Source organism: Streptococcus sp. HPH0090 (genome assembly GCF_000411475.1).
Taxonomy (GTDB): Bacteria; Bacillota; Bacilli; order Lactobacillales; family Streptococcaceae; genus Streptococcus.
In genome coordinates this window covers 1-19,082 of sequence record NZ_KE150464.1, presented here as the reverse complement: position 1 = coordinate 19,082, position 19,082 = coordinate 1, and the positions used below count along the sequence as shown (strand labels likewise).

12 protein-coding genes, 18 tRNA genes and 3 rRNA genes are annotated in these 19,082 nt (G+C 44.1%); 2 read left to right on the top strand and 31 right to left on the bottom strand.

Annotated features, from left to right (window positions below):
• Positions 1–25: 25 nt before the first annotated feature.
• The 3 genes from HMPREF1481_RS02135 to HMPREF1481_RS02125 form a co-directional block, all read right to left on the bottom strand.
• Positions 26–430 (bottom strand): PaaI family thioesterase, encoded by a 405-nt coding sequence (locus tag HMPREF1481_RS02135; protein ID WP_006152721.1) that lies wholly within the window; start codon positions 428–430, stop codon positions 26–28.
• A 69-nt stretch (positions 431–499) separates the two neighbouring features.
• On the bottom strand, positions 500–1,981 hold the full coding sequence (locus HMPREF1481_RS02130; RefSeq protein ID WP_016465463.1) for a UDP-glucose--hexose-1-phosphate uridylyltransferase: 1,482 nt from the start codon (positions 1,979–1,981) through the stop codon (positions 500–502).
• Between the two features lie 18 nt (positions 1,982–1,999).
• Positions 2,000–3,178 (bottom strand): galactokinase, encoded by a 1,179-nt coding sequence (locus HMPREF1481_RS02125; RefSeq protein WP_016465462.1) that lies wholly within the window; start codon positions 3,176–3,178, stop codon positions 2,000–2,002.
• 168 nt (positions 3,179–3,346) lie between these two features.
• Between HMPREF1481_RS02125 and HMPREF1481_RS02120 the strand changes: the two genes are divergently transcribed.
• Positions 3,347–4,348: a LacI family DNA-binding transcriptional regulator gene (locus HMPREF1481_RS02120; protein ID WP_016465461.1), complete on the top strand. Its 1,002-nt coding sequence runs from the start codon at positions 3,347–3,349 to the stop codon at positions 4,346–4,348.
• A gap of 66 nt (positions 4,349–4,414) precedes the next feature.
• Here HMPREF1481_RS02120 and HMPREF1481_RS02115 read toward each other — a convergent pair whose 3' ends face one another.
• The gene (locus HMPREF1481_RS02115; protein ID WP_016465460.1) at positions 4,415–5,452 is read right to left on the bottom strand and encodes a zinc-binding dehydrogenase; all 1,038 of its coding nucleotides are present in this window, start codon (positions 5,450–5,452) and stop codon (positions 4,415–4,417) included.
• A gap of 77 nt (positions 5,453–5,529) precedes the next feature.
• A complete protein-coding gene (locus tag HMPREF1481_RS02110; RefSeq protein ID WP_016465459.1) occupies positions 5,530–6,426 on the bottom strand; it encodes a cation diffusion facilitator family transporter in 897 nt (298 codons plus the stop codon).
• A gap of 132 nt (positions 6,427–6,558) precedes the next feature.
• Between HMPREF1481_RS02110 and HMPREF1481_RS02105 the strand changes: the two genes are divergently transcribed.
• Entirely contained in the window at positions 6,559–7,104 is a 546-nt protein-coding gene (locus HMPREF1481_RS02105; RefSeq protein WP_016465458.1) for a TetR/AcrR family transcriptional regulator, read from the top strand.
• A gap of 450 nt (positions 7,105–7,554) precedes the next feature.
• Here the strand turns inward: HMPREF1481_RS02105 and HMPREF1481_RS02095 are convergent, their stop codons facing one another.
• The 26 genes from HMPREF1481_RS02095 to HMPREF1481_RS01970 form a co-directional block, all read right to left on the bottom strand.
• Entirely contained in the window at positions 7,555–9,075 is a 1,521-nt protein-coding gene (locus HMPREF1481_RS02095; RefSeq protein ID WP_016465456.1) for an ABC transporter permease/substrate-binding protein, read from the bottom strand.
• Entirely contained in the window at positions 9,068–9,796 is a 729-nt protein-coding gene (locus HMPREF1481_RS02090; protein WP_016465455.1) for an ATP-binding cassette domain-containing protein, read from the bottom strand. Before HMPREF1481_RS02090 ends, HMPREF1481_RS02095 begins: the two co-directional genes overlap by 8 nt.
• Positions 9,789–10,643 carry an SDR family oxidoreductase gene (locus HMPREF1481_RS02085; RefSeq protein WP_016465454.1) on the bottom strand — a complete coding sequence of 285 codons (855 nt, stop codon included), beginning with the start codon at positions 10,641–10,643 and terminating at the stop codon, positions 9,789–9,791. Before HMPREF1481_RS02085 ends, HMPREF1481_RS02090 begins: the two co-directional genes overlap by 8 nt.
• Before the next feature lie 18 nt (positions 10,644–10,661).
• Entirely contained in the window at positions 10,662–11,111 is a 450-nt protein-coding gene (locus HMPREF1481_RS02080) for a MarR family winged helix-turn-helix transcriptional regulator (RefSeq protein WP_016465453.1), read from the bottom strand.
• Positions 11,112–11,244: 133 nt separating this feature from the next.
• A complete protein-coding gene (locus HMPREF1481_RS02075) occupies positions 11,245–12,390 on the bottom strand; it encodes a DUF4767 domain-containing protein (protein ID WP_016465452.1) in 1,146 nt (381 codons plus the stop codon).
• Between the two features lie 144 nt (positions 12,391–12,534).
• A tRNA-Ser gene (locus HMPREF1481_RS02070) sits at positions 12,535–12,622 on the bottom strand.
• Between the two features lie 6 nt (positions 12,623–12,628).
• Positions 12,629–12,702: transfer RNA gene (locus HMPREF1481_RS02065), tRNA-Ile, on the bottom strand.
• A 33-nt stretch (positions 12,703–12,735) separates the two neighbouring features.
• Positions 12,736–12,806: transfer RNA gene (locus HMPREF1481_RS02060), tRNA-Gly, on the bottom strand.
• A 19-nt stretch (positions 12,807–12,825) separates the two neighbouring features.
• A tRNA-Phe gene (locus HMPREF1481_RS02055) sits at positions 12,826–12,898 on the bottom strand.
• Between the two features lie 4 nt (positions 12,899–12,902).
• Positions 12,903–12,976: transfer RNA gene (locus tag HMPREF1481_RS02050), tRNA-Met, on the bottom strand.
• Between the two features lie 10 nt (positions 12,977–12,986).
• Positions 12,987–13,076: transfer RNA gene (locus HMPREF1481_RS02045), tRNA-Ser, on the bottom strand.
• A gap of 10 nt (positions 13,077–13,086) precedes the next feature.
• Positions 13,087–13,160 (bottom strand) — tRNA-Ile (locus tag HMPREF1481_RS02040).
• A gap of 13 nt (positions 13,161–13,173) precedes the next feature.
• Positions 13,174–13,247, bottom strand: a tRNA-Met gene (locus HMPREF1481_RS02035).
• Positions 13,248–13,252: 5 nt separating this feature from the next.
• Positions 13,253–13,326 (bottom strand) — tRNA-Pro (locus HMPREF1481_RS02030).
• Positions 13,327–13,340: 14 nt separating this feature from the next.
• Positions 13,341–13,414, bottom strand: a tRNA-Arg gene (locus tag HMPREF1481_RS02025).
• Positions 13,415–13,425: 11 nt separating this feature from the next.
• Positions 13,426–13,511 (bottom strand) — tRNA-Leu (locus HMPREF1481_RS02020).
• Positions 13,512–13,518: 7 nt separating this feature from the next.
• Positions 13,519–13,590, bottom strand: a tRNA-Gly gene (locus tag HMPREF1481_RS02015).
• Positions 13,591–13,616: 26 nt separating this feature from the next.
• Positions 13,617–13,689, bottom strand: a tRNA-Thr gene (locus HMPREF1481_RS02010).
• A gap of 12 nt (positions 13,690–13,701) precedes the next feature.
• Positions 13,702–13,783: transfer RNA gene (locus tag HMPREF1481_RS02005), tRNA-Leu, on the bottom strand.
• A 5-nt stretch (positions 13,784–13,788) separates the two neighbouring features.
• Positions 13,789–13,861: transfer RNA gene (locus tag HMPREF1481_RS02000), tRNA-Lys, on the bottom strand.
• Positions 13,862–13,879: 18 nt separating this feature from the next.
• Positions 13,880–13,952, bottom strand: a tRNA-Asp gene (locus HMPREF1481_RS01995).
• Between the two features lie 2 nt (positions 13,953–13,954).
• Positions 13,955–14,027: transfer RNA gene (locus tag HMPREF1481_RS01990), tRNA-Val, on the bottom strand.
• Between the two features lie 4 nt (positions 14,028–14,031).
• Positions 14,032–14,147, bottom strand: a 5S ribosomal RNA gene (gene rrf / locus HMPREF1481_RS01985).
• Between the two features lie 77 nt (positions 14,148–14,224).
• Positions 14,225–17,126, bottom strand: a 23S ribosomal RNA gene (locus HMPREF1481_RS01980).
• A 121-nt stretch (positions 17,127–17,247) separates the two neighbouring features.
• A tRNA-Ala gene (locus HMPREF1481_RS01975) sits at positions 17,248–17,320 on the bottom strand.
• A gap of 50 nt (positions 17,321–17,370) precedes the next feature.
• Positions 17,371–18,916, bottom strand: a 16S ribosomal RNA gene (locus tag HMPREF1481_RS01970).
• Together the 16S, 23S and 5S rRNA genes with 18 tRNA genes alongside form the textbook arrangement of a ribosomal RNA operon.
• Between the last annotated feature and the right edge of the window lie 166 nt (positions 18,917–19,082).

The window sequence follows — 19,082 nt, the reverse complement described above, 5'->3', positions numbered from 1 at the left end:
ATACTTTTTCCTACTCATTTTTCTTTTATATCCTCACCTGTCTATCTTCTGACCGTTGTCCTGTGACAAACATGGTGAAGGTTGCTTTGCAGACATTTCGGCCATCTTGGTTGATGATGTCAACATCGACGACACAAGTGGTACGTCCTTGGTGGACACATTCTCCTTTGATAGTGAGAACATCTCCTAGATTTCCAGCTTTCAGATAATTGATGGAAGACTGGAGTGTCACCCCGTCTAATCCAAGCGAAATCACTACAAGTCCACTGATTTGATCACAAAGTGTAAATAGATAACCTCCATGGGCATTCCCATAGTAGTTGAGTGAGGAGTCCACTACTTTTGTTGTCACCACCACGTGACCGTCTCTCATTTTTTCAATTTCGTAATTTTCAAAGGCAGATATAGCGTCAAAGTGAAAATCTTTCATACGTTCCTCCTGATATTTCAAACGACACTATGATACTACTTTTCAAGACTCTACGCAAGAGACAAGTACTTATTCGGGTAAAATACCAACCTGCTCCACAAAGCGCATAAAGGCAGCTTGTCCTTCTTCTGTTTGCTTGTAAACTCCTGCATCTTCCAAAACTCGAGCGAAGATTTTACCTACAGATTCTTGGACGATTTCAAGAGCTTGGTCTTTGTCAGTCAAGTCAGGATGGGAGTCTTTCAATTCATCCGCCCATTCTTTGTGATAATCTGCTACTAGAACATCTTCTCCTACTAGGTAAGCTGCTACCTGCTCCACTTCTTCCTTCAAGCGTGGTGGCAAGATTGCCAAACCCATGACCTCTATCAAGCCGATATTTTCCTTCTTGATATGTTGGACATCCTTGTGGGGATGATAGATACCATCTGGATGCTCTGGAGATGTTTGATTGTCCCGCAAGACCAAATCCAACTCAAACCGCCCATCTCGTTTACGGGCTATCGGTGTAATGGTATGGTGTGGTGTTCCATTACTTTCTGCCAAGACCTGTACACTTGGGTCAGAATACTGACGCCAAGCCAGCAAGATTTTATCCGCTAGTTCTGTCAAATCCTCTTTAGAATCTGAAGTTAGTCGAATGACGGACATAGGCCATTTAACAATCCCTGCTTTGACAGTTTTAAAACCTGCAAATGTAACGCTTTTCTGAATAGGAGCCACTTCCATTGGGAAAACATGACGACCACCTTGATAATGATCGTGTGTCAGGATGGAACCACCCACGATTGGTAAATCAGCATTTGAACCAGCAAAGTAGCCTGGAAATTGCTCCACAATTGCTAACAAACGTTCAAAACTTTGGCGACTAATGGCCATAGGACGATGCTTGCTATCTAGGAAAATACAGTGTTCATTAAAGTAAGCGTAAGGCGAATACTGGAAGCCCCACTCCTGCCCAGAAATATCAAAACGTATAATCCGGTGATTGCTTCTAGCGGGATGATTGACACGACCATGATAACCTTCATTCTCCATACAGAGCTGACATTGAGGATAGTTACTCGACTTGACCAACTTAGCTGCCGCAATCTCTTTTGGATCCTTTTCAGGCTTAGAGAGATTGATGGTAATCTCAAGTTCACCGTAGTCAGACGATACACGATAAGCAATATTCTTTGCGATAGCCTTCAGTTTGATGTAGTCATTCTTCTGACTGAGTTGGTAGAAATCCGCAATTGCCTGCTCTGGTGACTGAGCATAGGTATCCCAAAAATCACGATTAACCTGACTTGGACAAGGCGTTACCAAGTCCATGAGGTCAGCACCGAGAATCTCACGCGCAGTCTGACTATCTTCAATCGTTTCCATGCAAACGGCTTCCTCGACAAGCTGATCTTTTAGTTCAATCAAGTTATCTTGGTCAGTCTCAACATCGAGAACTCCATCTCCCACCAGTGCTAAAACACGATTGGTTAGATAGATCCGATCCAACTCTTCAAAGCTACTTTCTGCAATGACTTTGGTCACAAATTTTTCTACTAAGGTCACTAGATAACCTCCTTCTGACTATTCAAGAACGCGAGTTCCACCTGCCACTTCAGCGATATAGAAACTTGGAGCGTAACCAACGATTTCTTCATAGTGCTTGCCTACAGCTTCTTTAAAGGACTCAACAGCATCCTTTTGAACCAAGGCGATCGCACAACCACCAAAGCCAGCTCCTGTCATACGAGCACCGAGAACACCTTCTTGAGCCCAAGCCGTATGAACAAGGGTATCTAATTCCAAACCAGTTACTTCGTAATCGTGCTCAAGTGAAACATGAGAAGCATTCATCAAACGACCAAACTTGTCCAAATCTCCTGCTTGAAGAGCAGCTTGCGCTTTAAGCGTACGTTGATTCTCAAGAACGGCGTGACGCGCACGTTTCAAACGATTTTCATCTTTGATCAGGTAGCTGTATTCATCAAAAGCCCATTCATCCAATTCACCCAAGGTTTGAATATTTAAGGCCACTTGGAGTTCTTCTACTGCTTTTTCACATTCAGCACGACGTTCATTGTACTTAGAATCTGCAAGTTCACGGCGTTTGTTGGTGTTCATGATAACAACAACATTGTCCTTTAAATCTAGTGGGACCAAGTCGTATTCTAAACTATTTGTATCCAGATAAATGGCACGTTGGTCTGCCCCCATACCGATAGCAAATTGGTCCATGATACCAGAATTAACCCCAATAAAGTTATTCTCTGTCAATTTCCCAATTTTTACTAAATCTAGACGATCCAATTTTAGGTCAAAGAGGTATTCTGCCACGACACCTGTCAATAGCTCCAAAGAAGCTGAAGATGACAAACCAGCACCATTTGGGATATTCCCATAAACATAAAAATCAAACCCTTTATCAATCACATGCCCAGCTTCTTGCAAGAAATGAAGGACACCTTTTGGATAGTTGGTCCAGTTGTGCTCTTTCTCAAACTTAAGGTCAGCCAGAGGAACTTCGATAATGCCTTTGTCCTCAAAGTTTGCGGAGTAGAAACGCAAAACTTGGTCATCACGCTTGCGTGCAGCTCCATAAGTTCCTAGTGAAATAGCAGCTGGGAAAACATGGCCACCATTATAGTCAGTATGTTCCCCAATCAAGTTGATACGGCCTGGTGAGAAGAAGGTTTGATCTGCTTCTTGACCAAAAACAGCAAGAAAGTCCTTGCGAAGTGCATCAGCAGTAAGATGTTGTGTCATATGAATTCTCCTTTGACAATTTGTTAGGTAAAAAAGTTTACCTTGTAATCGTTTTCTTCTATTGTACCCAAGGGTTTTGCTTTGGTCAACATTTTTACCGATATTTTACTAAACTATGAGTAAAAAGTAAGAAAAATATGCTATAATAACCTAAAAAGGAGGGGAATTATGGCTACACTCAAAGATATCGCTCAGCTAGCCTCTGTTTCAATCGCAACTGTATCCCGTGTCCTCAATCGCGATCAGAGTCTATCTGTCACAGAAGAAACCCGACATCGTATTTTAACCGTCGCCGAAGAACTAGGTTACACCAAGCATCTCAAAACTGGTGAATCTCATAAACTCAAACAAAAGATTGCCATTATCCAATGGGTTAGTGAACAAGGAGAGTTAGAAGACCTCTACTACTACCAGATTCGACTAGGAATCGAAAATAGAGCCCAAGAATTAGATTACGAAATCTTGCGTTATTTTAACGACCAACCATTTACGCTTAGCGAAGAAGTCATTGGAATTCTTTGTATTGGAAAATTTAGCCAAGCACAGATTGCCTCATTTGAAGAATATCAAAAACCTCTAGTTTTTCTTGATAGTGATACAATTGCGCTTGGACATACCTGTATCATTACAGATTTTAATAATGCTATTAGACAGGTGGTTGATTACTTTACAGACCACGGGATTAAGAAGATTGGTATCTTATCCGGTCTTGAAACTACTACTGACCAAGAAGAAGTCATCGCAGATAAACGTTTAGATTACTTTAAATCCTATATGCAAGAAAAGGGAATTTATAACGAAAAATTCGTTTTTCAAGGTCAATTTACTGCCCAATCTGGATACTATTTGATGAAGGAGGCTATCGAAAAATTAGGAGAGAAACTTCCACAAGCTTTTTTTGCAGCCAGTGATAGCTTGGCCATTGGTGCCCTTCGCGCCCTTCAAGAAGCCAGCATCAGCATTCCGGAGCGCGTCAGCATTATTTCCTTTAATGATACCATTCTAACCAAGCAAGTGTTCCCACCACTTTCCAGTATCACAGTCTACACCGAGGAAATGGGACGAACAGGAATGGATATTTTGAACAGAGAAGTCCTTCACGGCCGTAAAATTCCAAGTCTCACTATGCTTGGAACCAAACTGACGTTAAGAGAAAGCACCTTGCATTAAGCACACCAGTTGAACATAAAAAAACCTAATAGAGATTCTCAAATCCTATTAGGTTTTTCTTTTTTTTTAATCCATCACAATCATAGACTTAATAGTCTTGCGTTCATCCATAGCCTTATAAGCTTGGTCGATATCTTTCAGTTTATAGCTTGAAGTAAAGACACGACCTGGATTGATATCACCATCAAGAACAGCTTTGAGCAAGAATTGCTTATCGTATGTTGTTGCAGAAGCTGCTCCACCTGCAACAGAGATATTTTGCATAAAGGTTGAACCAAGAGTACGATTCTTATAATGTGGAACACCGACAAATCCCATGCGTCCTCCATTATGGAGGACTCCAAGGGCCTGCTCAACGGCTGCTTCTGTACCAACACACTCAAGAGCGACATCTGCTCCTCCGCCGAGAATTTCACGCACCTTGGCAATCCCTTCTTCACCACGTTCTGCTACAACTGCTGTCGCACCTGATTCTAAGGCCATCTTTTGACGGTCTTCGTGACGACTCATAAGGATAATTTGTGAAGCTCCACGCATCTTAGCTGCGATGACAGCACATTGCCCAACAGCCCCATCCCCAATAACGACAACCTTGTCGCCTTTTTGCACATTAGCCACACGCGCTGCATGATAGCCTGTTGGCATGACATCTGCCAGAGTCAAGAGAGACTTAAGCATCCCTTCTGTGTAGTCAGACGGTTGCCCTGGAATTTTCACAAGTGCCCAATTGGCAAAGTGGAAACGGAGATATTCAGCTTGGAAATTTCCTCCTAGATTATTTCCAATATGATTGTCACAAGAACCATCAAATCCAGCACGACATGCGTCGCATTCCCCACAGCCATGAGTAAATGGCACAATCACAAAATCACCGGGCTTGACTGTTGTAATGGCTTTTCCAGTTTCTTCAACGATTCCAATTGCTTCGTGTCCACTATTTTTGTGACCCTCTTTAATATCTGGATTACGATAGCTCCAAAGGTCCGAACCACAAACACAAGCACGTACCACACGGATAATCACATCATCTGCTTCTTGAATGCTTGGACGCTTGACTTCTTCGATACCGACCTGACCTGCCTTTGTATATACTGCTGATTTCATAAAATTTCCTCTCTGTATCTAACTTATTTCAAGTATACACTTTTTATCAAGCTTTCGCTCACTTATACTATGCCTCATCAATGATGATGATCGTGATCATGGCTTTCTTTTAGGTCTGCCATATTGCGCTTATGGGCTTGGTGAGTTACTAGGTCAGCATCAACTTCAATGGTGATGTTTTGAAAGCCATAATCTTTGAGCATGGCACGGATTGCTTCTTTACAGACTTCCATGTGCTCCACCTTTTTGAGACAAACATGAACAATGGCGTTTTTTTCCAAACCATCCATGGTCCAAAGGTTTAGCTGATTGATACTAGCCACATGGTCCAACTGCTCCAAATCACTCTTCACTTGCTGGATATCCACTCCTTCTGGCACAGCGTCTAGGAAAATCTTGAGTGTAGACCAAAAACGTGGAATAGCTTTTGAGAGAATAAAGATCGAAATGACAAGAGATAAGAGCGGATCCAGAATATACCAGTCGCTAAATCTCAGAACAATGGCCATCAGGATAACAGCCACCCACCCCAGAGTATCTTCTAGAAAATGAAGGCTCAAAATAGACTCATTCTTGGTTTTTCTCTTACGAACTACTAGACTTGCCAACACATTGATACTAACCGCTATGATTCCTAGCCAGAGGATTCCCTCATCATTGACAGGTTGTGGATGAAAGAGTTTCGTTATATTTTCTAAGATAACCAGAACAGAGCCTGTCATGAGAATCACAGCCGTTACCAAGGCACCTAGAAGGCTAAATCGTTTGTAACCCAAGGTATAGTGGCTGTCTTCTTCACGATTGGAGATAGTTTCAAGAAAGGCTGATACCCCAATTGCGATTGCATCTCCAAGATCATGGACAGAGTCAGCAAGAACCGCACTGGAACCAAAAATTCCTCCTGCGATAAACTCAACAATAGCATAACTCAAATTTAAGAAAAAAGCTAACCAAACTGCATGTTTTGTCTTCATAATCCTGTTTCCTCTGATATAATAGATTCATGAACATCCTGTTCACTATCATTATCTAACATTCATTACAGAAAGGATAGGAGCAAACTGTTTACTTTGTAAGATACGGAACAGTTTGTTCAAAGTGTCCATATGACTAGTCAAGATCGTCGCATTACCAAGACACGAAAAGCTATCTATACTGCTTTTTTACAATTACTAAATAAAAAAAGCTTTGAAACGATTACCGTTCAGGAGATAATAGACCTAGCAGATGTCGGTCGTTCCACCTTTTATAGCCATTATGAAAGTAAAGAAATACTCCTAGACGAGCTCTGCCGTTATCTCTTTCATCATCTTTTTGAACGCGAGAAAAATATATCTACAGAAGCTTATTTGTCCCATATCTTTTCACATTTTAAGAAAAACCAGGACCATGTCACCAGCCTCCTTTTCTCAAAAAATGACTACTTCCTCCGTCAATTACAGAAAGAGCTAGAACATCATGTTTACCCCATGGTAGCAGGGGACTTACAAGTTGCCTATCCTAATATTCCTGCTTCCTACCTCAAGCACTTTGTTGTAACTAACTTTATCGAAACATTGACCTGGTGGCTCAAAAAAGGGAAATCTTATAAGGAAGACCAAGTAGTGAGATTTTACTTAGACGTAATGGAAATGAACTCTAAAAAACTATAGATTCAAATACTAAATGAAAGGAAGAATCCTATGTACACCTTTATCTTTCTTGCACTCATCATTCTTATACTAACTCTGCCCTTCTCCCTCTATCACCTGATAGTAGCAGGTTTAGCTATTGCTCAAAAAAACTTTAACAGAGGGATCAAATGTATGTTCATGGGTAGTATTCTCACGATGCTTTCTCTTTTTCTTCATTTCTATATGCCTATTATATTTGAGATTTTTATCCCCATCATTTCTCTATTACTTTGGATAATCGGAGTTATCCTCATCTGTTACGGAGCCTATTGGAATGACAAACAGAAAGGCAACTTTAAAAAGTCACACCATATCATCAGAATTACATTTGCTATCTTATTGACACTTATATTACTTTTAATTTAATACAAAACCCTATCTTGTCTTAAGCAAGATGGGGTTTTTGTTAGTATAAAGTCTTTTCTACGTTTATTTTTGAAGAATTCCTTCTTGAAGGAGAAAGTCCCGTGCTACTTCTTCAGCAGACTTACCTTCTACTCCGACTTGATAGTTCATCTGACTCATCTGGCTCTCGGTGATTTTACCAGCTAGTTTATTAAGAACAGCTTCCAACTCAGGATGTTTTTCGAGTAACTCAGCTTTCATGAGTGGAGCCCCTTGATAAGGTGGGAAGAGGTGTTGATCATCTTCTAAAATCATCAAGTCATACCGTGCAATTTCAGCATCTGTTGAGTAAGCATCTGTAATTTGAATGTCACCTGACTGAATAGCCTGGTAGCGAAGAGCTGGTTCCATAGTGGCTACATTGAGATTTAATCCATAAACAGACTGCAACCCCTTGTTTCCATCCTCACGGTCATTAAACTCCAGAGTGAATCCCGCCTTGAGCTGTCCTTCTACTTTTTTCAAGTCTGAAATCGTCTTAAGCCCATATTCTTGCGCAATTTTTTTGGGAACTGCTATAGCATAAGTATTTTGATAAGCCATGGGTTTAAGAAAGGCTAGTTGATCCTGTTTGGCAATGCCATCACGAGCCACCTCGTAAACCTTTTCCGGGTCATGCCCTATTTGTGGAGATGGTTGGAGTAGACTCTCTGTCACTGTTCCAGAAAATTCTGGATAGATATCGATATCACCCTTTTTCAGCGCTTGATAAAGGAAATCTGTCTTCCCAAAGTTAGGCTTGACCGTCACCGTCATATCCGTATTTTCCTCAATGAGAAGCTTGTACATATTCATGAGAATCTCAGGTTCAGGTCCCAACTTCCCAGCTATAACCAGATTTTCTTTCTCTTTATTTGGAATCATGCTTGGAGCATAACTAGCTCCCAAACCAAGCACCATAACAGCAAAGGCTGCAACAATTGTACGCAACTTTGCCTTTTCCAACCATTTGAGAACAACATTAAAGAGAATGGCCAAAATAGCTGATGAGATTGCACCGATTAAAATGAGACTAGCATTCCGACGATCAATTCCCAAAAGGATAAAGGAGCCCAATCCTCCAGCTCCAACAAGAGCGGCTAGAGTTGCTGTCCCAATGATCATAACGGTTGCTGTACGAACCCCCGATACAATGACAGGCATTGCAAGTGGAATTTCAAACTTCTTGAGTCGCTCCCACTTGGTCATTCCAAAAGCAATCCCTGCTTCCTCAAGACTAGGATCAATGCCGTTCAAGGCTGTGATTGTATTTTCCAAAATCGGGAAAATAGCGTAAATGACAAGGGCTGTGAGGGCTGGTAAGGTTCCAATTCCCATGAAAGGAATAAAGAGACCCAACAAAGCCATTGAGGGTATGGTCTGGAAGATACCCGCAACTTGTAGCACCCAGTTCGCCGCTTTTTTATGACCATGTAGATAAACCGCAAGTGGGATGGTCAGAAAAATAGCAACCAATAAGGTCAAAAGAGACAATTGCAAGTGTTGTCCAAGGGCTGTTAACCATTCCCCAAAACGCTCTTGAAATGTTGAAATCAAATTAGACATGAAGGCTACCTCCAAACAAGTTTGCTACAAAGTCTGTCGCAGGCGCTTGTAAAATTGTTTCAGAGTCTGCCACCTGGCGAATTTCTCCATCCTGCAAAACTGCAATTCGATCCCCTAATTTTAAGGCCTCGTCCGTATCATGTGTTACGAAGATGGTCGTCATACCGAACTCCTTGTGCAATTCTTTTGTAAGAGCCTGCAACTGCTTGCGAGAGATGGCATCCAAGGCTGAAAAAGGCTCATCCATCAGCAAGATTTTTGGTTCCCCAATGATAGCTCGTACAATACCAATCCGCTGTTGCTCCCCACCAGATAATTCACTAGGCATGCGCTTTGCATACTCTGCAGCAGGCAGGCCAACCTTATCCAAGAGTTCTTCTGTTTTAGAAGCGATTTGCTCCTTGCTCCAGCCCTTCATCTCAGGAATGAGAGCAATATTTTCCGCAACTGTCAAGTTAGGAAATAGGGCAATGGCTTGAAGGACATAGCCGGTACTGAGACGTAACTCCCGTTCATCATAGTCCTTGATACGTTTCCCATCCATATAGATATTGCCATCTGTCGGCTCCAAAAGACGGTTAATCATCTTGATCATGGTGGTCTTACCAGATCCTGAAGGACCCACTAACACCATGAATTCTCCATTTTCAATGCGAAGATTGACATCTTTTAAAATGTCCTTTTCTGTATAGCGCAAGGCTACATGTTTGTATTCAATCATTTTTTTCCTCAATAAGTTTTCTATCTCTAAGAATATCCAAAAGGCTGCTTGCTGGATGCCTTAGGACTTTTTCGATATCTGTTGAAACCCCAGCCTGTTCGCCAGCTTTAATCGCTGTATAGGTACTGACCCATGCATCGTACTCCCAAGTTTGTGCTGGCCATTTTTTTCGTGACTCATAGGCTTCTTCTACTGATTCATCTAGATACGTGATGTCCTTACCGGTCTCCTTTGAGAGAAGCGCTACGATTTCTTCCATGGAAAGATCCTCTGGTCCTGTCAAATTCAGGCTTTGATTTTCCCACTCCTTAGGATTTAAAAGAATTTCTTCTGCAACCTTAGATGTATCCTTACGGGCAACAGCTGACACAAGGCCACTGCCAGCCGGACCACGAATCTCTCCATTTTCAAGCGCCATATCAATCAGAAAGTCCAAGTAAAAATTATCTCTCAAAAAAGTGTAGGTGAACCCTAACTCCTTGATATAGGCTTCCGTCTGGGCATGATCTCGAGACAAGGTAAAAGTTGCCTTCTCATCTGCCCCATAAAAGGAGGTATAAACAATATGCTGCACCCCTGCTAGTTTTGCAGCATCTAAAAACTCCTTGTGCTCCTTGACACGCTCTGGATTTTCCCGAGCAGATACCATCAACAAGGTATCGATATCCTTTAAGGCCTCAACCACCTCTGGAGTATTGGCATACACTATTTTACGGATTTCTGCAGACGCGTAGACTTTTGCACGCTCTGGGCTTCTTGCTAGATGGACTGAAGCGATTCCTTTTTTATCGACAAGATCAGCCACATAGGAGCCTAATTTCCCTGTTACACCTGTAATTCCGATCATAACTGTTACTTCCTTTCCCTAGATTTCATTTTCTTTAGCTTTTAGATTTGAGATAATACGCGCTTGATAAGCTTCAAATTCTCGGATTTCTTGATCTGAAAAGCCTTGGTAGAAAATCTCTCCCAGTTCTTTACTGACACGGTCTCCAATTTCTTTTTGCGCCCAACCGAGATCTGTCAAAGAGATATACTTTTTCCTTTTATCCTGTGTGCAAGGTTGAATCGTAACCAAGCCTTGTTCTTCCAATTTCTTAACCATGCTGGTCAATGTATTATTCGCTAGTCCCGTCGCAAGAGCGATATCGGTCGCAGTAGCACACCCCAACTCTTGCTTCCACAAAATCGTTAAAATTTTCTCCTGTTCACTTCGGTATTGAGCATCTGGTTCCTTGCTAAGCAACTTTTGAAAGATACGCCCATTTAACAATCGAATCTGTAGAGCTTGATAGCCCCCAAACATCTTGTCCATTTTGTCTCCTTTTTGTTCTATATCGAACCTTTTGAACTATTGTAACACCCTGGATTACATCTGTCAACTATTTCGATATCGAAATAATATTTTTTTAAAAAAAGAGTTTAGCCAGTGCTAAACTCTTTTTTCATTACTCTTCTTCAACCAAGCGTTTGAACTCTGCTTGTATTTCTGTATTTTCGGTTGGTTTCAAGTACATAATCCCACCATTAGTTGTCGGTGAATGAAAGACAATCGCTTCTCCTGTATTGGTTATCGCAAAGAAGTAGCTGTGCACATCCGGATATTTATCCCAGTTACTATAGCGCTCTACGATTCTATACTTAGCGTTCCCTAAACCTGTATCCGTGTATACAGCATCCATTTTTTCGCTTGGTCCATTTCCAAAGGTATAGAGATTATCCGCACCAACATCTCCTCCTGAAATTCCCTTTTTGTAATTGGGTTGCCCAAGTCTTTCTCCCCATCCTTTAATAAAGGCTTCCAATTTCGCAGATTTATTAGTATTCCAAGGAGCCTTTTGTTTCTCACCAGAAATAGTCCTGCTAGTAGAAGTTTCGAATTTCCGCCAATCAAGTTGTTTAATATCCAGCAATTCGGCTTCACTCTTACCAAAATCCGAATGCAAGCTTTTATTCCCAGGGACTCGAATATCCTGTTCTTGTAGTTTGCTTGCAGCTTGAGGATTTAAATTAAGATGATAAAGTACTCCTCTCCCTTCTCCAGTACCAGAGGACCAACTCAATTCTAGGATATCTCCACCCTTATAGATATTCATAGAATTTCTTGCACCACCATGACCAGCTACAAATCCTTCTGCTAGAAGAACCGGTTTCTCGTTCACTAAATAATATAAACCTGATATAAAATAATCACCACTAGATTGTTCAACACCTATTAATAATTCTTCAACACCGTCCTGGTTCAGATCTGTATAAACATAGTGCATCTTATCCGCTTGATAAACCGCATTTTCAACAGACCAACTATTAATTGGACGATCAGCAACATTCAAACTTTTATATAGATCAGAAATTGCAGTTGGATCTTTAGACGTTGAAAGAATTTTTTGATAATCATCAAATACGGACTTATATAAAGCTTTATAATCCTTTTTAGGTACTTCAGTTGTTTGCTCAATAGTTGTAAAAGGTTGAATAGTAGTAGATAAATTCGAATCTTTACTAGAAACTTCAGTATGATGATTACTACAACCAAACAAACAGAAACTAAACGATAAGACAAAAAAACTTCCTAAAAATATGGGGTATTTCATAAATTTCTCCTCTAAGGTTAATAACAACTAATGTTAGATTTCACTTACATTATAGCAAATAATTTACTATTTTAGAAAGGATAATAAAAGACTACAAGATTAATTTTTTGAAAATAAAAAAAGATCTTTACAGCTCTTTAATTACGGAGAATAAGGGATTCGAACCCTTGCGCCGGTTACCCGACCTAACGATTTAGCAAACCGTCCTCTTCAGCCTCTTGAGTAATTCTCCTATTAATGGGCACGAGTGGACTCGAACCACCGACCTCACGCTTATCAGGCGTGCGCTCTAACCACCTGAGCTACGCGCCCAAGTCAAAAACTTGGTACTTGAACAAAGTTCAAAGCGGGTGACGAGAATCGAACTCGCGACAACAGCTTGGAAGGCTGTAGTTTTACCACTAAACTACACCCGCATGATACTTAATAAAAAAATGGCGCGAGACGGAATCGAACCGCCGACACATGGAGCTTCAATCCATTGCTCTACCAACTGAGCTACCGAGCCAATATTGCGGGAGCAGGATTTGAACCTACGACCTTCGGGTTATGAGCCCGACGAGCTACCGAGCTGCTCCATCCCGCGTTAATAATAAAGGAGGATGTGGGATTCGAACCCACGCACGCTTTTACACGCCTGACGGTTTTCAAGACCGTTCCCTTCAGCCGGACTTGGGTAATCCTCCATCATTTCAATGGACCTTGTAGGACTTGAACCTACGACCACTCGGTTATGAGCCGAGAGCTCTAACCAGCTGAGCTAAAGGTCCAACAAGATCATTATAGCGGCGAAGGGGATCGAACCCCCGACCTCCCGGGTATGAACCGGACGCTCTAGCCAGCTGAGCTACACCGCCATCAATCGGGAAGACAGGATTCGAACCTGCGACACCTTGGTCCCAAACCAAGTACTCTACCAAGCTGAGCTACTTCCCGAGTTAAATGTTTAATGCACCCTAGAGGAGTCGAACCTCTAACCGCCTGATTCGTAGTCAGGTACTCTATCCAGTTGAGCTAAGGGTGCTCATCATTATATGCCGAGGACCGGAATCGAACCGGTACGATCGTTACCAATCGCAGGATTTTAAGTCCTGTGCGTCTGCCAGTTCCGCCACCCCGGCCTCTCTAAGCGAACGACGGGATTCGAACCCGCGACCCCCACCTTGGCAAGGTGGTGTTCTACCACTGAACTACGTTCGCATCGACTCTGCTTATAGTAAAAAAAATGCCGGCTACATGACTTGAACACGCGACCCTCTGATTACAAATCAGATGCTCTACCAACTGAGCTAAGCCGGCTGATTTCTATTATGCGGGTTAAGGGACTTGAACCCCCACGCCGTTAAGCGCCAGATCCTAAATCTGGTGCGTCTGCCAATTCCGCCAAACCCGCAAATATGACCCGTACTGGGCTCGAACCAGTGACCCATTGATTAAAAGTCAATTGCTCTACCAACTGAGCTAACGAGTCAAATAACTTTCGTTATTACGGTCCCGACGGGAATCGAACCCGCGATCTTCGCCGTGACAGGGCGACGTGATAACCGCTACACTACGGGACCTATGGGAGTTAACGGGATCGAACCGCTGACCCTCTGCTTGTAAGGCAGATGCTCTCCCAGCTGAGCTAAACTCCCTAGAGCTAAGCGACTTCCATATCTCACAGGGGGCAACCCCCAACTACTTCCGGCGTTCTAGGGCTTAACTTCTGTGTTCGGCATGGGTACAGGTGTATCTCCTAGGCTATCGTCACTTAACTCTGAGTAATACCTACTCAAAATTGAATATCTATCAAATACTAAGAAAACCTTTCGCTTTCGTATTCTCAGTTACTTTGGATAAGTCCTCGAGCTATTAGTATTAGTCCGCTACATGTGTCGCCACACTTCCACTTCTAACCTATCTACCTGATCATCTCTCAGGGCTCTTACTGATATAAAATCATGGGAAATCTCATCTTGAGGTGGGTTTCACACTTAGATGCTTTCAGCGTTTATCCCTTCCCTACATAGCTACCCAGCGATGCCTTTGGCAAGACAACTGGTACACCAGCGGTAAGTCCACTCTGGTCCTCTCGTACTAGGAGCAGATCCTCTCAAATTTCCTACGCCCGCGACGGATAGGGACCGAACTGTCTCACGACGTTCTGAACCCAGCTCGCGTGCCGCTTTAATGGGCGAACAGCCCAACCCTTGGGACCGACTACAGCCCCAGGATGCGACGAGCCGACATCGAGGTGCCAAACCTCCCCGTCGATGTGAACTCTTGGGGGAGATAAGCCTGTTATCCCCAGGGTAGCTTTTATCCGTTGAGCGATGGCCCTTCCATACGGAACCACCGGATCACTAAGCCCGACTTTCGTCCCTGCTCGAGTTGTAGCTCTCGCAGTCAAGCTCCCTTATACCTTTACACTCTGCGAATGATTTCCAACCATTCTGAGGGAACCTTTGGGCGCCTCCGTTACCTTTTAGGAGGCGACCGCCCCAGTCAAACTGCCCGTCAGACACTGTCTCCGATAGGGATCACCTATCCGGGTTAGAGTGGCCATAACACAAGGGTAGTATCCCAACAACGTCTCCTTCGAAACTGGCGTCCCGAGCTCATAGACTCCTACCTATCCTGTACATGTGGTACAGACACTCAATATCAAACTGCAGTAAAGCTCCATGGGGTCTTTCCGTCCTGTCGCGGGTAACCTGCATCTTCACAGGTACTAAAATTTCACCGAGTCTCTCGTTGAGACAGTGCCCAAATCATTACGCCTTTCGTGCGGGTCGGAACTTACCCGACAAGGAATTTCGCTACCTTAGGACCGTTATAGTTACGGCCGCCGTTTACTGGGGCTTCAATTCATACCTTCGAGTTACCTCTAAGCACTCCTCTTAACCTTCCAGCACCGGGCAGGCGTCACCCCCTATACATCATCTTACGATTTAGCAGAGAGCTGTGTTTTTGATAAACAGTTGCTTGGGCCTATTCACTGCGGCTGACGTAAAGTCAGCACCCCTTCTCCCGAAGTTACGGGGTCATTTTGCCGAGTTCCTTAACGAGAGTTCTCTCGCTCACCTGAGGCTACTCGCCTCGACTACCTGTGTCGGTTTGCGGTACGGGTAGAGTATGTTTAACGCTAGAAGCTTTTCTTGGCAGTGTGACGTCACTAACTTCGCTACTAAACTTCGCTCCCCATCACAGCTCAATGTTATAGAACTAAGCATTTAACTCAATTCACACCTCACTGCTTAGACAGACTCTTCCAATCGTCTGCTTTAGTTAGCCTACTGCGTCCCTCCATCACTACATACTCTAGTACAGGAATATCAACCTGTTGTCCATCGGATACACCTTTCGGTCTCTCCTTAGGTCCCGACTAACCCAGGGCGGACGAGCCTTCCCCTGGAAACCTTAGTCTTACGGTGGACAGGATTCTCACCTGTCTTTCGCTACTCATACCGGCATTCTCACTTCTATGCGTTCCAGCGCTCCTCACGGTACACCTTCTCCACACATAGAACGCTCTCCTACCATACCTATAAAGGTATCCACAGCTTCGGTAAATTGTTTTAGCCCCGGTACATTTTCGGCGCAGGGTCACTCGACTAGTGAGCTATTACGCACTCTTTGAATGAATAGCTGCTTCTAAGCTAACATCCTAGTTGTCTGTGCAACCCCACATCCTTTTCCACTTAACAATTATTTTGGGACCTTAGCTGGTGGTCTGGGCTGTTTCCCTTTCGACTACGGATCTTAGCACTCGCAGTCTGACTGCCGACCATAATTCATTGGCATTCGGAGTTTATCTGAGATTGGTAATCCGGGATGGACCCCTCACCCAAACAGTGCTCTACCTCCAAGAATCTTGATGTCGACGCTAGCCCTAAAGCTATTTCGGAGAGAACCAGCTATCTCCAAGTTCGTTTGGAATTTCTCCGCTACCCACAAGTCATCCAAGCACTTTTCAACGTGCCCTGGTTCGGTCCTCCAGTGCGTCTTACCGCACCTTCAACCTGCTCATGGGTAGGTCACATGGTTTCGGGTCTACGACATAATACTAAGGCGCCCTATTCAGACTCGGTTTCCCTACGGCTCCGTCTCTTCAACTTAACCTCGCATCATATCGTAACTCGCCGGTTCATTCTACAAAAGGCACGCTCTCACCCATTAACGGGCTCGAACTTGTTGTAGGCACACGGTTTCAGGTTCTATTTCACTCCCCTCCCGGGGTGCTTTTCACCTTTCCCTCACGGTACTGGTTCACTATCGGTCACTAGGGAGTATTTAGGGTTGGGAGATGGTCCTCCCAGATTCCGACGGGATTTCACGTGTCCCGCCGTACTCAGGATACTGCTAGGTACAAAGACTATTTTGAATACGAGGCTCTCACTCTCTTTGGCTGATCTTCCCATATCATTCTTCTATAATCTTTGAGTCCACATTGCAGTCCTACAACCCCGAAGAGTAAACTCTTCGGTTTGCCCTCCTGCCGTTTCGCTCGCCGCTACTAAGGCAATCGCTTTTGCTTTCTCTTCCTGCAGCTACTTAGATGTTTCAGTTCACTGCGTCTTCCTCCTCATATCCTTAACAGATATGGGTAACAGGTAGTACCTGTTGGGTTCCCCCATTCGGAAATCCCTGGATCATCGCTTACTTACAGCTACCCAAGGCATATCGTCGTTTGTCACGTCCTTCTTCGGCTCCTAGTGCCAAGGCATCCACCGTGCGCCCTTATTAACTTAACCTTATTTTTGACCTTTCAGTCATAAACTCTTTTAATACTACAGCGTTTCGGTTTATTTTCTTGTTACTATTTGATATAGATATTCAATTTTCAATGTGCATTACTTGGTGATCTCTCACCAATGGAGCCTAGCGGGATCGAACCGCTGACCTCCTGCGTGCAAAGCAGGCGCTCTCCCAGCTGAGCTAAGGCCCCACAAGACCTCTCAAGACTAAACAAGACCAATGTGCATTCCTTATCCTTAGAAAGGAGGTGATCCAGCCGCACCTTCCGATACGGCTACCTTGTTACGACTTCACCCCAATCATCTATCCCACCTTAGGCGGCTGGCTCCAAATGGTTACCTCACCGACTTCGGGTGTTACAAACTCTCGTGGTGTGACGGGCGGTGTGTACAAGGCCCGGGAACGTATTCACCGCGGCGTGCTGATCCGCGATTACTAGCGATTCCGACTTCATGTAGGCGAGTTGCAGCCTACAATCCGAACTGAGACTGGCTTTAAGAGATTAGCTTGCCGTCACCGACTTGCGACTCGTTGTACCAGCCATTGTAGCACGTGTGTAGCCCAGGTCATAAGGGGCATGATGATTTGACGTCATCCCCACCTTCCTCCGGTTTATTACCGGCAGTCTCGCTAGAGTGCCCAACTGAATGATGGCAACTAACAATAGGGGTTGCGCTCGTTGCGGGACTTAACCCAACATCTCACGACACGAGCTGACGACAACCATGCACCACCTGTCACCTCTGTCCCGAAGGAAAACTCTATCTCTAGAGCGGTCAGAGGGATGTCAAGACCTGGTAAGGTTCTTCGCGTTGCTTCGAATTAAACCACATGCTCCACCGCTTGTGCGGGCCCCCGTCAATTCCTTTGAGTTTCAACCTTGCGGTCGTACTCCCCAGGCGGAGTGCTTAATGCGTTAGCTACGGCACTAAACCCCGGAAAGGGTCTAACACCTAGCACTCATCGTTTACGGCGTGGACTACCAGGGTATCTAATCCTGTTTGCTCCCCACGCTTTCGAGCCTCAGCGTCAGTTACAAGCCAGAGAGCCGCTTTCGCCACCGGTGTTCCTCCATATATCTACGCATTTCACCGCTACACATGGAATTCCACTCTCCCCTCTTGCACTCAAGTTAAACAGTTTCCAAAGCGTACTATGGTTAAGCCACAGCCTTTAACTTCAGACTTATCTAACCGCCTGCGCTCGCTTTACGCCCAATAAATCCGGATAACGCTCGGGACCTACGTATTACCGCGGCTGCTGGCACGTAGTTAGCCGTCCCTTTCTGGTAAGATACCGTCACAGTGTGAACTTTCCACTCTCACACTCGTTCTTCTCTTACAACAGAGCTTTACGATCCGAAAACCTTCTTCACTCACGCGGCGTTGCTCGGTCAGACTTCCGTCCATTGCCGAAGATTCCCTACTGCTGCCTCCCGTAGGAGTCTGGGCCGTGTCTCAGTCCCAGTGTGGCCGATCACCCTCTCAGGTCGGCTATGTATCGTCGCCTTGGTGAGCCGTTACCTCACCAACTAGCTAATACAACGCAGGTCCATCTGGTAGTGGAGCAATTGCCCCTTTTAAACAGTTATCATGCAATAACTGTTGTCATGCGGTATTAGCTATCGTTTCCAATAGTTATCCCCCGCTACCAGGCAGGTTACCTACGCGTTACTCACCCGTTCGCAACTCATCCAGAAGAGCAAGCTCCTCCTTCAGCGTTCTACTTGCATGTATTAGGCACGCCGCCAGCGTTCATCCTGAGCCAGGATCAAACTCTCATTAAAAGTTTGAGTTCTCACTCATTTCTGTCACTGACAGATTTATTGTTTTTTCATTGTTCAGTACTATAACCTTAAGTTATAGTGCCCTGCACATTGGTTCGTCTTGTTCAGTTTTCAAAGGTCTTTGTCGCGCTTGCGACAACTATATTAGTATATCACAGTCAGTTTT

Bases quoted from the DNA above. Each gene is read 5' to 3' on its own strand.
- HMPREF1481_RS02135 (WP_006152721.1), bottom strand. From the start codon at position 430: ATGAAAGATTTTCACTTTGACGCTATATCTGCCTTTGAAAATTACGAA.
- HMPREF1481_RS02125 (WP_016465462.1), bottom strand. From the start codon at position 3,178: ATGACACAACATCTTACTGCTGATGCACTTCGCAAGGACTTTCTTGCT.
- HMPREF1481_RS02120 (WP_016465461.1), top strand. From the start codon at position 3,347: ATGGCTACACTCAAAGATATCGCTCAGCTAGCCTCTGTTTCAATCGCA.
- HMPREF1481_RS02115 (WP_016465460.1), bottom strand. From the start codon at position 5,452: ATGAAATCAGCAGTATATACAAAGGCAGGTCAGGTCGGTATCGAAGAA.
- HMPREF1481_RS02110 (WP_016465459.1), bottom strand. From the start codon at position 6,426: ATGAAGACAAAACATGCAGTTTGGTTAGCTTTTTTCTTAAATTTGAGT.
- HMPREF1481_RS02105 (WP_016465458.1), top strand. From the start codon at position 6,559: ATGACTAGTCAAGATCGTCGCATTACCAAGACACGAAAAGCTATCTAT.
- HMPREF1481_RS02095 (WP_016465456.1), bottom strand. From the start codon at position 9,075: ATGTCTAATTTGATTTCAACATTTCAAGAGCGTTTTGGGGAATGGTTA.
- HMPREF1481_RS02090 (WP_016465455.1), bottom strand. From the start codon at position 9,796: ATGATTGAATACAAACATGTAGCCTTGCGCTATACAGAAAAGGACATT.
- HMPREF1481_RS02085 (WP_016465454.1), bottom strand. From the start codon at position 10,643: ATGATCGGAATTACAGGTGTAACAGGGAAATTAGGCTCCTATGTGGCT.
- HMPREF1481_RS02080 (WP_016465453.1), bottom strand. From the start codon at position 11,111: ATGGACAAGATGTTTGGGGGCTATCAAGCTCTACAGATTCGATTGTTA.
- HMPREF1481_RS02075 (WP_016465452.1), bottom strand. From the start codon at position 12,390: ATGAAATACCCCATATTTTTAGGAAGTTTTTTTGTCTTATCGTTTAGT.